At 54.9% G+C, this 13,244-nt stretch carries 13 protein-coding genes; 3 read left to right on the top strand and 10 right to left on the bottom strand.

The features are described 5' to 3' along the window. Positions 1 to 7: 7 nt before the first annotated feature. The 5 genes from carA to grpE form a co-directional block, all read right to left on the bottom strand. Complete coding sequence (carA, locus tag ACP7A4_RS21055) at positions 8 to 1,144, bottom strand: glutamine-hydrolyzing carbamoyl-phosphate synthase small subunit (RefSeq protein ID WP_048365996.1); 1,137 nt, start codon at positions 1,142 to 1,144, stop codon at positions 8 to 10. A 260-nt stretch (positions 1,145 to 1,404) separates the two neighbouring features. Next, entirely contained in the window at positions 1,405 to 2,211 is an 807-nt protein-coding gene (gene dapB / locus ACP7A4_RS21050) for a 4-hydroxy-tetrahydrodipicolinate reductase (RefSeq protein WP_059762582.1), read from the bottom strand. Between the two features lie 10 nt (positions 2,212 to 2,221). Next, positions 2,222 to 3,346: a molecular chaperone DnaJ gene (dnaJ, locus tag ACP7A4_RS21045; RefSeq protein ID WP_059762584.1), complete on the bottom strand. Its 1,125-nt coding sequence runs from the start codon at positions 3,344 to 3,346 to the stop codon at positions 2,222 to 2,224. Positions 3,347 to 3,666: 320 nt separating this feature from the next. After that, a complete protein-coding gene (gene dnaK, locus ACP7A4_RS21040) occupies positions 3,667 to 5,583 on the bottom strand; it encodes a molecular chaperone DnaK (protein ID WP_048365993.1) in 1,917 nt (638 codons plus the stop codon). Positions 5,584 to 5,684: 101 nt separating this feature from the next. Further along, a complete protein-coding gene (gene grpE / locus ACP7A4_RS21035) occupies positions 5,685 to 6,251 on the bottom strand; it encodes a nucleotide exchange factor GrpE (RefSeq protein ID WP_048365992.1) in 567 nt (188 codons plus the stop codon). 248 nt (positions 6,252 to 6,499) lie between these two features. Between grpE and recN the strand changes: the two genes are divergently transcribed. Beyond that, positions 6,500 to 8,182, top strand: a complete 1,683-nt coding sequence (recN, locus tag ACP7A4_RS21030) for a DNA repair protein RecN (protein WP_059762586.1) — start codon at positions 6,500 to 6,502, stop codon at positions 8,180 to 8,182. Between the two features lie 95 nt (positions 8,183 to 8,277). On the opposite strand, the gene fur is transcribed toward recN, so the two are convergent. Further along, entirely contained in the window at positions 8,278 to 8,691 is a 414-nt protein-coding gene (fur, locus tag ACP7A4_RS21025) for a ferric iron uptake transcriptional regulator (protein WP_003439580.1), read from the bottom strand. Between the two features lie 98 nt (positions 8,692 to 8,789). Here fur and ACP7A4_RS21020 point away from each other — a divergent pair, with 98 nt between their 5' ends. Beyond that, entirely contained in the window at positions 8,790 to 9,311 is a 522-nt protein-coding gene (locus tag ACP7A4_RS21020; protein WP_048365990.1) for an outer membrane protein assembly factor BamE, read from the top strand. 50 nt (positions 9,312 to 9,361) lie between these two features. Here the strand turns inward: ACP7A4_RS21020 and ACP7A4_RS21015 are convergent, their stop codons facing one another. Genes ACP7A4_RS21015 through ACP7A4_RS21005 form a run of 3 tightly spaced genes read right to left on the bottom strand, consistent with a single transcriptional unit; the run spans position 9,362 to position 11,520 of the window. After that, entirely contained in the window at positions 9,362 to 9,682 is a 321-nt protein-coding gene (locus ACP7A4_RS21015; RefSeq protein ID WP_059762589.1) for an RnfH family protein, read from the bottom strand. Further along, positions 9,675 to 10,109 (bottom strand): type II toxin-antitoxin system RatA family toxin, encoded by a 435-nt coding sequence (locus tag ACP7A4_RS21010; RefSeq protein WP_426248143.1) that lies wholly within the window; start codon positions 10,107 to 10,109, stop codon positions 9,675 to 9,677. The genes ACP7A4_RS21015 and ACP7A4_RS21010 overlap by 8 nt, the downstream gene beginning before the upstream one ends. Positions 10,110 to 10,116: 7 nt before the next feature. After that, positions 10,117 to 11,520, bottom strand: a complete 1,404-nt coding sequence (locus tag ACP7A4_RS21005; protein WP_059762591.1) for a sodium-dependent transporter — start codon at positions 11,518 to 11,520, stop codon at positions 10,117 to 10,119. 116 nt (positions 11,521 to 11,636) lie between these two features. Here ACP7A4_RS21005 and smpB point away from each other — a divergent pair, with 116 nt between their 5' ends. Continuing rightward, the gene (gene smpB / locus ACP7A4_RS21000; RefSeq protein ID WP_048365986.1) at positions 11,637 to 12,119 is read left to right on the top strand and encodes an SsrA-binding protein SmpB; all 483 of its coding nucleotides are present in this window, start codon (positions 11,637 to 11,639) and stop codon (positions 12,117 to 12,119) included. Between the two features lie 148 nt (positions 12,120 to 12,267). Here the strand turns inward: smpB and ACP7A4_RS20995 are convergent, their stop codons facing one another. Continuing rightward, positions 12,268 to 13,035 (bottom strand): GntR family transcriptional regulator, encoded by a 768-nt coding sequence (locus ACP7A4_RS20995; protein WP_048365985.1) that lies wholly within the window; start codon positions 13,033 to 13,035, stop codon positions 12,268 to 12,270. Between the last annotated feature and the right edge of the window lie 209 nt (positions 13,036 to 13,244).

Raw genomic sequence — 13,244 nt, 5'->3', positions numbered from 1 at the left:
AAACTGATCAGCGGCGCTTGGCCATCTCATTGATGAAGCGATCGAACAGCGGCGCTACGTCGTTCGGGCCAGGGCTTGCTTCAGGGTGACCCTGGAAACTGAAAGCGCTCTTGTCGGTCAGTTCGATGCCTTGCAACGTACCGTCAAACAGCGACTTGTGAATGGCGCGCACGTTGGCCGGCAAGCTCGCTTCGTCTACCGCAAAACCGTGGTTCTGGCTGGTAATCATTACCACGCCTGTGTCCAGGTCCTGAACCGGGTGATTGGCACCGTGGTGGCCATGACCCATTTTCACCGTCTTGGCACCTGAGGCCAGAGCCAGCAACTGGTGACCCAAGCAGATCCCGAACACAGGGATCTCGGTGTTGAGCACTTCCTTGATGGCAGTGATTGCGTAGTCGCAAGGCTCAGGATCACCCGGGCCATTGGACAGGAACACGCCATCCGGATTGAGTGCCAGTACATCGCTGGCTGGGGTCTGTGCTGGCACTACGGTCACGCGGCAACCGCGCTCAACCAGCATGCGCAGAATGTTCCACTTTACGCCGTAGTCGTAGGCAACAACGTGGTAAGGGAGTTCGCTGGCCTCGATAGTCGGGTGACTGTCAGTAGCAAGGTTCCAGACGCTGGAGCGCCACTCGTAGGCTTTTTCAGTGCTGACAACTTTCGCCAGATCCATGCCTTTCAGGCCAGGGAAGCCGCGTGCGGCGGCAATTGCAGCTTCGTCAGAGATGTTATCGCCGGCCATGATGCAACCGTTCTGCGCGCCTTTTTCACGCAGGATGCGCGTCAGGCGGCGCGTGTCGATACCGGCGATCGCCACTACATTGTTGGCTTTCAAATAGTCGGCCAGCGACATCGTGTTGCGCCAGTTACTGGCAACCAGCGGCAGATCACGAATTACCAGACCTGCGGACCAAACACGATCAGACTCGGCGTCTTCCGGCGTAGTACCGGTATTGCCAACATGCGGGTAAGTCAGGGTCACGATTTGCTGAGCATAGGAAGGATCCGTCAGGATCTCCTGGTAGCCAGTCATTGCGGTGTTAAACACCACCTCACCAACGGTTTGACCGTCGGCTCCAATGGCTTCGCCGCGAAAAATGCTGCCATCAGCGAGGGCGAGTATGGCTTGCTTAGTCAAGAAGACCTCCCGTAAATAAAGCCTGAAAGGGCGATCGCAGGTTGTAAAAAAGCGGAGTGACGTATGGACACGTCACCCCGCTTCTTCATCGAATTATCTGCGCGCTTTTAGTGGACACACTAAAGCTGTAGCTTACAGAAAAAGGCTTTTTTGGTCTACCGCTAAAAGAGCCTAAAAGGCAGAGGAATGCGACAGAACATCGCGTAGCGGTTAAAAATCCGGCTAGTGGCGTACCAACAGCCGGATTTTACAGAGTCAACTCAACGCAGGTCGAGCACATCCTGCATGTCGTAGAGGCCAGGCTCACGCCCCTCCAACCACAACGCTGCGCGAACAGCGCCTTTGGCGAAGGTCATTCGACTGGAAGCCTTGTGGGTAATTTCCAACCGCTCCCCCTCAGTAGCGAACAGCACGGTGTGATCTCCGACCACATCACCGCCGCGAACAGTGGCGAAGCCAATGGTTTCACGCTCACGAGCGCCCGTGTGACCTTCACGACCATAGACCGCGACCTTATCCAGATCGCGCCCCAACGCACCGGCGATGACCTCTCCCATGCGCAGCGCAGTGCCCGAGGGTGCGTCGATTTTATGACGGTGATGCGCCTCGATGATTTCAATGTCCGCATCATCCCCCATCACACGAGCTGCCATATCCAGCAGCTTGAGCGATAGATTGACGCCAACACTGAAATTGGCGGCAAACACAATCGGGATGTCCTTGCCCGCCTCAAACAACAGATGCTTTTGAGGCTGAGTCAATCCGGTAGTACCAATAACCATGGCCTTACCCGACTTGCGGCAGATCTCCAGATTTTTCAACATCACTTCTGGAAGCGTGAAATCGATCAACACATCGAACTCATCAATCACTGCGTCCAGATTAGAGGACAACGGCACACCGATGCGCCCCAGAGATGCCAGCTCACCAGCATCAGCCCCCACCAACGTGCTACCTGGACGGACAATCGCCGCCGTGAGACCACCCAGCGGCGAGCGCTGCTGCACCGCATCGACCAGCGTCTTGCCCATGCGCCCGGCAGCGCCCATCACAGCTATACGTCGCATGCCCTGCTCCTTACAAATCGCCGAAGAAGCGCTTCACGCCTTCAAACCAACCCGTGGCATTCGGCGAATGACTGCTATCGCCTTCCAGTGTCGAACGAAACTCCTCCATCAGCTCACGCTGACGACGGCTCAGCTTGACCGGCGTTTCAATGACAACACGGCACATCAAGTCGCCAGCACCACCACCGCGCACTGGAGCCACACCCTTGCCTCGCAGACGGAACTGCTTGCCGGTTTGCGTGCCTTCCGGGATTTTCAACTTCACGCGACCATCAAGCGTCGGCACTTCAAGCTCAGCACCCAATGCTGCCTCTGCAAAGTTGATAGGCACTTCGCAGAACAGGTGCTTACCGTCGCGCTGGAAAATCGCGTGCTCACGAACATCGATCACGACATACAGGTCGCCAGTCGGCCCACCCTGAATGCCTGCTTCACCTTCTCCGGAAAGACGAATACGATCACCCGTATCCACACCAGCAGGCACTTTCACGGACAGGGTTTTGTATTCTTCGACCCGACCTGCGCCATGACAGCTGTCACACGGGTCGGAAATGATTTTGCCCTGACCATGACAGCGCGGGCAGGTCTGCTGCACAGCAAAGAAACCTTGCTGCATGCGTACCTGGCCGATACCGCCGCACGTAGGACAGGTTACAGGCGAAGAGCCTTTCTTCGCGCCAGAGCCATCGCAGGGCTTGCAATTGACCTGCGTCGGAACGCGAATATTGACCGTGGTGCCGCGCACGGCTTCTTCCAGGTCAAGCTCCAGCGTATAGCGCAAATCGCTACCACGCTGCGCACCGCCCCGGGAGCCGCCCCGACCACCGCCAAAGAAATCACTGAACACATCACCGAAAATATCGGAGAAGTTCTGACCGCCAAAACCAGCACCGCCGCCGCCCATTTGCGGATCAACACCGGCATGACCGTATTGATCGTAGGCCGCACGTTTACTGGAGTCCGACAGGACTTCATACGCTTCATTGGCTTCTTTGAAGAGCTCTTCAGATGCTTTGTCATCCGGATTACGATCCGGGTGATGCTTCATCGCCAGGCGGCGATACGCTTTCTTGAGTTCAACTTCAGTTGTGGTGCGTTCAACACCCAAAATTTCGTAATAGTCGCGCTTTGCCATAATTCTTTGCACTCTCAAGGACGTTCGGCAAAACCCTCCCGAGCCTCACCAAACCCGCCAAGCCCGATGGAGATCAGTCTCGACTCACGTCTTTTCAACGATTTTGGTTTCTGTTTAACAGCCAATGCTTTGGCCGACAGGAGCGGTAACTCAAAGCCAAAAAGTTAGAAATTTTCGACCCGGCCCGCCAGCACCCGACCTTGTCGCATGCTGTAAAAATTCCTCTACTCCAGACACGCCAACGCGGGAGCTAGCTCCCGCGCGGCGACATCCTACCAGTCACCGCTTAAGCGCGGTCAACCGGGCGACAAACAAGCTGATTACTTGTTGTCTTTTACTTCTTCGAACTCAGCATCGACAACGTCGTCTGCTTTTTCAGCCGAATCAGCTGACTGAGCTTGCGCATCTGCCGGGTTCGCTTGCTCGGCGTACATCTTCTGAGCAACCGGAGCAGACACTTTGGACAGCTCTTCAACCTTGGCTTCGATAGCCGCTTTGTCGTCGCCTTTAACAGCAGCTTCAAGAGCAACTACTGCAGCTTCGATTGCGACCTTCTCTTCCTCGGTTACTTTGTCGCCTGCATCAGCAACCATTTTGCGAGTCGAGTGAACCAGTGCGTCGCCCTGGTTACGTGCAGCCGCCAGCTCTTCGAACTTACGGTCTTCCTCGGCGTTGACTTCAGCGTCACGTACCATCTGAGCAATTTCTTCCTCGGACAGACCCGAGTTAGCCTTGATCACGATGGACTGGGACTTGCCAGTCGCCTTGTCTTTTGCACTTACATTCAAGATGCCGTTGGCATCAATATCGAAGGTCACTTCGATCTGTGGCACACCACGTGGAGCAGGTGGAATGTCAGCCAGGTCGAACTTGCCCAACGATTTGTTCTGAGCAGCTTGCTTACGCTCACCTTGCAGAACGTGAATAGTCACAGCGCCCTGGTTGTCGTCAGCCGTCGAGAACACTTGCGATTTCTTGGTAGGAATCGTGGTGTTTTTCTCGATCAGAGCAGTCATTACACCGCCCATGGTTTCAATACCCAGAGTCAGCGGGCTAACGTCCAACAACAGAACGTCTTTAACATCACCCGCCAATACTGCGCCCTGGATAGCAGCACCCATGGCAACCGCTTCGTCCGGGTTCACGTCTTTACGTGCTTCTTTACCGAAGAACTCAGTTACCAGCTTCTGAACCAGCGGCATACGTGTCTGACCACCGACCAAAATCACGTCGTTGATTTTCGACACATCGATACCGGCATCTTTCAACGCGATACGGCAAGGCTCGATAGTGCGCTGAACCAGGTCTTCAACCAACGATTCCAACTTGGCGCGAGAAATCTTCACGTTCAAGTGCTTAGGACCAGTGGCATCCGCAGTGATATACGGCAGATTCACATCAGTCGACTGGCTGGAAGACAGTTCGATCTTGGCTTTTTCAGCCGCCTCTTTCAGACGCTGCATCGCCAGCGGGTCACCTTTAAGGTTCATGCCGCTTTCTTTCTTGAACTCGTCAACCAGGTAGTCAATCAGACGGATGTCAAAGTCTTCACCACCCAGGAACGTGTCACCGTTGGTCGCCAGCACTTCAAACTGGTGCTCGCCATCCACTTCGGCAATTTCAATTACCGACACGTCGAACGTACCGCCACCCAAGTCATAAACGATGACAGTGTGGTCGCCGCGCGCTTTATCCATACCGTAGGCCAGAGCTGCTGCGGTTGGTTCGTTGATGATGCGCTTAACGTCCAGACCCGCAATGCGGCCGGCATCTTTAGTTGCCTGACGCTGGCTGTCGTTGAAGTAAGCAGGAACGGTGATAACCGCTTCAGTCACTGGCTCGCCGAGGTAGTCTTCGGCGGTCTTCTTCATTTTCTTCAGAATTTCAGCCGAGATTTGTGGCGGCGCCATTTTCTGGCCGTTCACTTCAACCCAAGCATCGCCGTTGTCTGCCTTGACGATCTTGTAAGGCACCATCTGAATATCTTTTTGTACAACTTCTTCTTCAAAACGACGACCGATCAGACGCTTCACCGCGTACAGGGTGTTATGCGGATTGGTCACTGCCTGACGCTTGGCCGACTGGCCAACCAGAATTTCGCCATCGTTGGCGTACGCAATGATCGACGGCGTAGTACGCGCGCCTTCAGCGTTTTCAATGACTTTAGCCTTGCCGTTTTCCAGAACCGAAACACACGAGTTAGTGGTCCCGAGGTCAATACCGATAATTCTGCCCATGTTAACTCTCCCTAAATTTGAATTTTTTTGCCGCAGCAGTAATGACCAACTGCGGCATTACTTAATCGCTTGACTTCTAAATGGGGGCCTTACGACCGATTTCAAGCCTGCTCGTCAATCGAAGGCGAAACCGGCGCAGGCGCCTTGCTCACTACGACCATGGCCGGGCGCAGCAAGCGACCATTGAGCTGATAGCCCTTTTGAAACACCTTGATCACGCTATTAGGCTCCAGGTCAGCACTTTCTTGCATGGCCATTGCCTGATGATGCTCAGCATTAAAGGGCTCGCCGTGCGGATCGATCGCTTCCAGCTGATAACGCTTCAGGGTGTCCTGAAACATTTTCAGGGTCAGCTCAATCCCTTCACGCATCGGACGAATGCTCTCGTCGTCCGGGCTGGACAGCTCAAGACCACGCTCCAGGCTATCAATAACCGGTAACAGGTCGCCCGCAAATTTTTCCAAAGCAAACTTGTGTGCTTTCTCAACGTCCTGCTCGGCACGGCGGCGGACGTTTTGCAGATCGGCAGCTACGCGCAGAGCCTGATCATTGGCGGCTGCCAGCTGCTCTTCAAGTGACTGCACACGGGCCACCAGATCTTCGCCTGCTGCATCGGCGGCCTGATTAGCGTCTTGGTTCTGCGTATCCATAGTCTGTTCGTCTGCCATAGATTTCTCCTTTCAAACTTTGTCCGCGAGCTCGACTCGCGCTTGTGCCAAGTTATATGGGGTCGCAATTTTCAGGTTCAAGAGCCAGAAACAGGAAGTCATGGGTTTGCATCACTCCTGGCCACGTAAAAACACTAAACGGCCTAAGAATTCTGAGAATACGAGCAAATCGAACTAAGTCCGCCCATTGTCAGCACGAATCAAAACACTGTATAAATAACCAGACATTACGTTTTGGAGCGGCTCCTATGCTGGTGCACCTGTCCGTACACAATTACGCCATCGTTGAACACCTCGATCTTGAACTCGATCGCGGAATGAGTGTAATCACTGGCGAAACCGGCGCCGGTAAATCGATCATGCTCGACGCACTGGGACTAACCCTGGGCGACCGCGCAGACAGTGGTGTAGTCCGCCCCGGAGCCGAAAAAGCGGACATCCTGGCCAGCTTCGACTTACAGGAAATCCCCGAAGCACGGGCCTGGCTGGCCGAGCGCGACCTCGACAACGATGGCCTATGCATTCTGCGCCGCGTGATTACCAGTGAAGGTCGTTCGCGCGGGTACATCAACGGCACACCATGCCCTCAAGGCGACTTAAAAGCCTTGGGCGAATTGCTGATCGATATCCACAGCCAGCATGAACACCAGTCACTGCTAAAACCCGACACTCATCGCCGACTACTCGACGAATATGCGGGCGCCACCGATCTCGCTCGCCAGGTTCAGCTCGCCGCACAACGCTGGCGCCAGACCAAGCAAGAGTTCGAACATCTCTCCAACTCAGGCGAGCAACAACAAGCGCGCCACCAGCTGCTCAGCTACCAGCTTGAAGAGCTCGAAAATCTGGCACTTGCCGAAAACGAGCTGGAAGAACTGGAGCAGGAACACAAAAACCTGACCAATTCCGAAACCCTGCTCACCATCTGCCGCCAGGTAGTCGAGCAGTGCAGCGAAAGCGATTCTGGCAATGTGCTCAACGCCCTGACTGTCAGCCTGAATCGGCTGTCCAGCGTTAACAACAATGCCAGCGCCTTGAATGAAGCCTCTGATCTACTGGCGAGTGCACAGATTCAAGTCGAAGAGGCCGTCGGCGAGCTTAATCGCTTCCTTGATCATTTCGATGCAGACCCGCGGCGCTTGCAGTATTTAGAAGAACGACTGGACTCCATTTATACAATGGCGCGCAAACACCGCGTCCAGCCCGCTGATGTATGCGCTTTGCAGCAAAAACTGATGGATGAACTCGAAACGCTCAATGCCAATGATGAGTCCATCGAACGACTGGCGAATGAACTGACGGCTTACGCTCGTCACTATCAAGAATGTGCGCGCGAACTCAGCAACCTGCGCACTCAAGCAGCCACACGCTTAGGCAGCGCTGTTGAAGAAGAGATTCAGCGCCTGGGCATGCCCGGTGGCCGTTTCGTGATCGAACTCAAATCGCAAAGCAGCAGCGACCCGATGCCCTACGGCCTTGAACACGTCGAACTGCTGGTGAGTGCAAACCCGGGTCAGCCACTCAAAGCCTTGGCAAAAGTGGCATCTGGCGGCGAACTGTCACGCATCAGCCTGGCCATTCAGGTCATCACCGCACAAACCTCTCGCGTACCGACCCTTGTTTTCGACGAAGTGGATGTGGGGATTGGTGGCCCAACGGCAGAAATTGTCGGCCAGTTGCTACGCCGTTTGGGCGAGCGGGGCCAAGTATTAACCGTGACGCACTTGCCGCAAGTCGCCGCGCAATGCCATCAGCATCTATTTGTGCACAAGGTCCGCGACAGCGAAGCCACGCGCACGGCGGTGTCAAAACTCAGCCAAAAAGAACGCGTAGAAGAAGTCGCTCGCATGCTGGGAGGCATCGACCTGACCAAAGAGTCCTTGGCGCACGCCAAGAAAATGGTCGTCAGTGCAAAAAACCAGGCAGCTTAGCGACGAACGGTTAACACACTAGACCGAGAGAAAGCACGAAGGCGACCCTAAGGTCGCCTTCGATCGTTTCACGAACCGCAATTCGTGTGACTTGCTTACTTGGTTTTCTTACGTACGTAGAGCACCAAGTTGTGGTCTACCAACTCAACACCGTGTTTGGCAGCGATCGCATGCTGGAGCTTTTCAATGTCTTCGTCGAAAAACTCAATCACTTCGCCACTGTCCACGTTGACCATATGGTCGTGGTGGCCACCGTCGGCATCCGCCAACTCAAACACAGCATGACCGCCATCAAAATTGTGGCGAATCACCAGCCCAGCAGACTCGAACTGAGTCAGTACACGGTAAACCGTGGCCAGACCGACGTCCTCGCCAGCTTGCATGAGAGCCTTGTAAACATCCTCGGCGCTCATGTGACGCTGCTCAGCAGAATCAAGCATTTGCAGAATTTTGACTCGTGGCAGAGTCACCTTAAGTCCGGCCTTACGTAGTTCGCTATTTTCAACCATGGTTAGCTTTCTCGCGGAAGCCGCTTCGCAGCTTCTCTTAATACGGGTATGATCGGCGTTTACGTTGTCCCAGCCAAGATAGTGGAAGTCGCCCACCGATGCAAAACACCAAGCTCTTGCTAACCAGTTTCACCTTTGTGGGACTGCTCGCACTCGCCGGTTGTTCATTCCCCGGGGTTTACAAAATCGACATCCAGCAGGGCAATGTCGTCACGCAGGACATGATAAACCAGTTACGCCCGGGAATGACCCGTCGGCAAGTGCGGTTTATCATGGGGAACGCCCTGCTGACCGATACATTCCATCCGGATCGTTGGGATTATTTGTATAGCCTGCAACCAGGCGGCGGTGAACGCCAACAGGAACGCGTCAGCGTGTTCTTCAACCAAAATGACCAGCTCGTCAGCTTGTCAGGTGATTTCATGCCTGGTGTAAGCCGAGACGAAGCGATTCTTGGTAAAGACGGTGGCTCCAACGTGACCACACCGGCTGCTCCGACCGAGAAGAGCGAAGTTCCAGCCAAGCCTGGTTCGCTGCTTGATCAAATCCAGAAGGATGTCGACGGGGTCGAAACAGTGCCCGTGCCGACGCCAGAACCACTGGATACCACCGAACAATAATCGTTCGGTACAAAAAGCCCGGCATGCCGGGCTTTTTGTTGCCTGCAAAACTACGACGACTGATTCAACCGCTTAATCTCAGCCGCCCTGGCTGCACGCTGGCGACGAATTTCTTTGGGATCAGCCAGCAACGGTCGATAAATTTCGATTCGATCCCCCGCCTGCAACAACCGTTCTTCGGGATCGCTAACCTGCTTACCGAAAATTCCGACAGGGCAACTCGCCAGATCCAACTCGGGAAAATCAGCATTCAACCCCGACGCCAACACCGCTGCACGTACGGTGGTGCCTTCGGCAACAGTCATCTCCAACAGACGCTGACGTTCAACGGCGGCATACACCACTTCAATGGTAATCACCGGCTTAGCCATACAACTGCTTGGCACGCTGGCAAAAGGCGTCCACCAACGTATTTGCCGCCTGATTGAACAGCGGACCCAGCGTTGTTTTTATGATTGATCCGGCGTAGTCAAACGACATGTCCAAACTGATCTTGCAGGCCTTTTCGCCCAAGGGTTTGAAGACCCAAACACCGTGCAACTGCTTGAACGGGCCTTCTTCAAGATTCATCTCAATCGACTGGCCCGGCACCAGGGTATTGCGCGTCACAAAGTGCTGGCTCAAGCCCCCCTTTGCCACCCCCAAACTGGCGCGCATCAGCACTTCAGTGCTTTCAATAATTTCGGCAGAAGAGCACCACGGCAGAAACTCCGGGTACTTGGCCACATCGTTGACCAAGTCATACAGAGCCTGCGCAGGGTAAGGCAGCAAGGCGGAGCGTTGAATATGGGTAGTCATGTCAGCGTTACTTCCACAGCTGGGCGGCAAACACAATCAGAATGCCGAGTGGCGCCACATAGCGCATCAAAAAAAGAGTCAGGGCGAACAGTACCGGGCTGCGCATCGACAACTCGTCGCGCACGGCGCCACGGCCCATGATCCAGCCCGCAAAGACTACAAAACACAGCCCGCCCAAGGGGAGCATGATACGCGAGGTAAGGAAATCGACGACACCAAAGAAGTCCAAACCCTGCTCCGCTCCCCATTGGTAGAGGCGAAAGCCTGATTCTTCGTTCACAAAAAACTTGGCCTGCTTCCAGATATTGAACGAGAAAACCGTGCCCAAACCAACAAACCAGCAGCTAAACGCTAGCCAAAACGTGACCCAAAGCCGCCGCACCTTAGTGCGCTCAACCAAATAAGCCACCATCGGTTCCAGCAAGGAAATCGCAGAGCTCCAGGCCGCAACAGCGACCAAAACGAAAAACACCACGCCCATCAATTGGCCGAACGCCACGTTACCGAAGGCGAATGGCAACGTCACAAACATCAGCCCCGGGCCTTCACTCGGGTTAAGTCCTGATGCAAATACAATTGGAAACAATGCCAGGCCAGCCAGCAATGAGACAAACGTATCAATCAACGCTACGCCCACCACCGTGCTGGATATCGATGCATTCTTCGGCATATAGGCGCCATAGATCATGATCGACCCCACGCCCACGCTCAGTGAAAAGAACGCATGGCCCATCGCAGCCAGCAATCCATCCATAACGCGGTCCGGGTTGAAGTCGAACATAAAATGCACGCCCTCCATAAAATGCCCCGTGGTCATGCTGTAACCCAGCAATACCAATAGCAACACAAACAGGATGGGCATCATGATCCGTAAACTGCGCTCAAGCCCCGCCACCACACCTTTAGCAATGACAAAGGCTGAAAGCAGCATGAACGCGGTGTGCCAGAACGTCAGACGCCAGGGATCAGAAATAACCTTGCCAAAATAAGCACCCACCTGATCGGCCGTCGTGCCCTGGAAGTCGCCTTTGCCCATATTGATGATGTAATCCAGCGACCAGCCACCGACCACGCTGTAAAAAGAAAGAATCAGCAACGCCGTGATCATCCCGGCGAAGGCCCACCAGGACCAACGCCCCGAATGCCCCGCCTGGAGCGCCAGCACCTTCAAGGCGTTAGCCGGACTTAGCCTCGCGCGACGCCCGATCAACGTCTCGGCCAGCATGACCGGCACACCGATCAGCGCGATACACGCCAAAAATACCAACACAAATGCGCCACCACCGTAGACGCCAACCATGTAAGGGAATTTCCAAATACTGCCCAAACCAACGGCAGAACCGGTCGCAGCGAGAATAAAGACCCAACGGCTTGCCCAACTGCCGTGGACAGAAACCTTGTCTGTCGACATCGTTACTACGCCCAACCGATAAAAAAGAGCGCGCATTGTCCGGGATTCAACCTACGTGCTCAAGCACGCAGGTGCCCGTAGCCGACTTGCTCGCAACTGCCTATAATGCCGCCCCTATGGCTAAACAAAAGAAACACCCCACAGGGACCATCGCGCAGAATAAAAAGGCGCGACACGATTACTTCATCGAACATCGGTTCGAGGCTGGTCTGGTCCTGGCCGGCTGGGAAGTAAAAAGTCTGCGTGCAGGCAAAGCACAGCTGGTCGACAGCTATGTGCTTCTCAAGGACGGTGAAGCCTGGTTGCTCGGCAGCCACATCGCCCCTTTGACGACCGCCAGCACGCACGTTATTGCCGACCCCACGCGCAGCCGCAAACTGTTGCTCAACAAGCGCGAGCTTGAAAAGCTGTTTGCCGCGGTACAGCAGAAGGGTTACGCCTGCGTCTGCCTCTCAATTTACTGGAGCAAGCACTTGATCAAGTGCGAAATTGCCCTGGGTAAAGGCAAGAAGGAATACGACAAGCGCCATACCGAACGCGAGCGCGATTCTGATCGTGAGCTACAGCGTGCGGTGCGCAACAAGGGCAAGGAAGACTAGTTCCAAGCCCCCCGTAGCAGCTGCCGTGCTCTGCGAGGCTGCGTTCGGTCGCGAAGCGATCGTAAATGCTGAAGACACGACCTTAGTGAAAGTTCGTGTTCACCGGCTTTACGACGACTCCGTCGCCGGACGCAGCCTTCGGCAGCTATTACAACCCATTACGCCGCTCGGCCCGCGCTGTGCGCTGAACCTCCTGACGCACCTCCTCCAACACTTCCTGCACATACATCAGATGGCGGCTGGCCACTTCCCGCGCATCCTCTGCCCGCCCCTCAATAATCGCCAGGTACAACTCGCGATGCTGACTGATCAGCATGTCGCGCGTTTCGCTGCGCTGCTTGTACATCCCGCCAATGTTGGTCACCACGTTGCGCTTTAGCAGGTCAAACAACCCGCGAATGGTGTGCAGCAACACCGCGTTATGACTGGCCTCGGCAATGGCCAAATGGAAGCTTGCATCCGCCTCGCCCTCCTCGGCACGACTGACCTCGTCAACCCGCGCATAACAATCCTGCAAGCGCTCAAATGCAAGGCGCAGCCGATCACGATCCACCTCTGTGGCGCGCAAAGCCGCATAAAACGCACATGACGCCTCTAGCGTATGACGAAACTCAAGCAAGTCGCGTTGCGCTTCAGGGTTGCTTTCCAGCAATTGCAGCAACGGATCACTGAACGTCGACCCAAGTGAAGTCGCCACATAATTGCCGCCACCCTGACGACTGACCAGCAACCCCTTGGCTGATAGTTTTTGAATCGCTTCGCGCAACGACGGGCGCGATACACCGAATCGTTCGGCCAAGGCACGCTCAGCTGGCAAGCGCTCACCGGACTTCAATGTGCCCTCAAGGATCATGCCCTCAAGCTGCTCGACAATATCGTCAGACAAACGGCGCTGACGAATTTGATCAAACCCCATAACGCTCTCCATCCTCCCGGCCACGTGCCGGGGCCGCCATTCTCGCTGATTAGCGCGCTTCAGACACCTGCCAGAAGCATTAACAAACACCCCATCAGATTCGCCAGTAACGTTTTGTCAGACAAAAGATTTAGGGCGGCAAATTGACACACCCCACATAAGGCTTTTAACCTACCCGACAGCGGCTGTAAATTGGTAATACCAATTAT

It is taken from the genome of Pseudomonas sp. TWR3-1-1 (assembly GCF_049896545.1).
Lineage (GTDB): Bacteria > Pseudomonadota > Gammaproteobacteria > Pseudomonadales > Pseudomonadaceae > Aquipseudomonas > Aquipseudomonas weihenstephanensis.
Note: the sequence above shows the minus strand (reverse complement) of the source record. Positions and strands in the feature narration are given on the sequence as shown.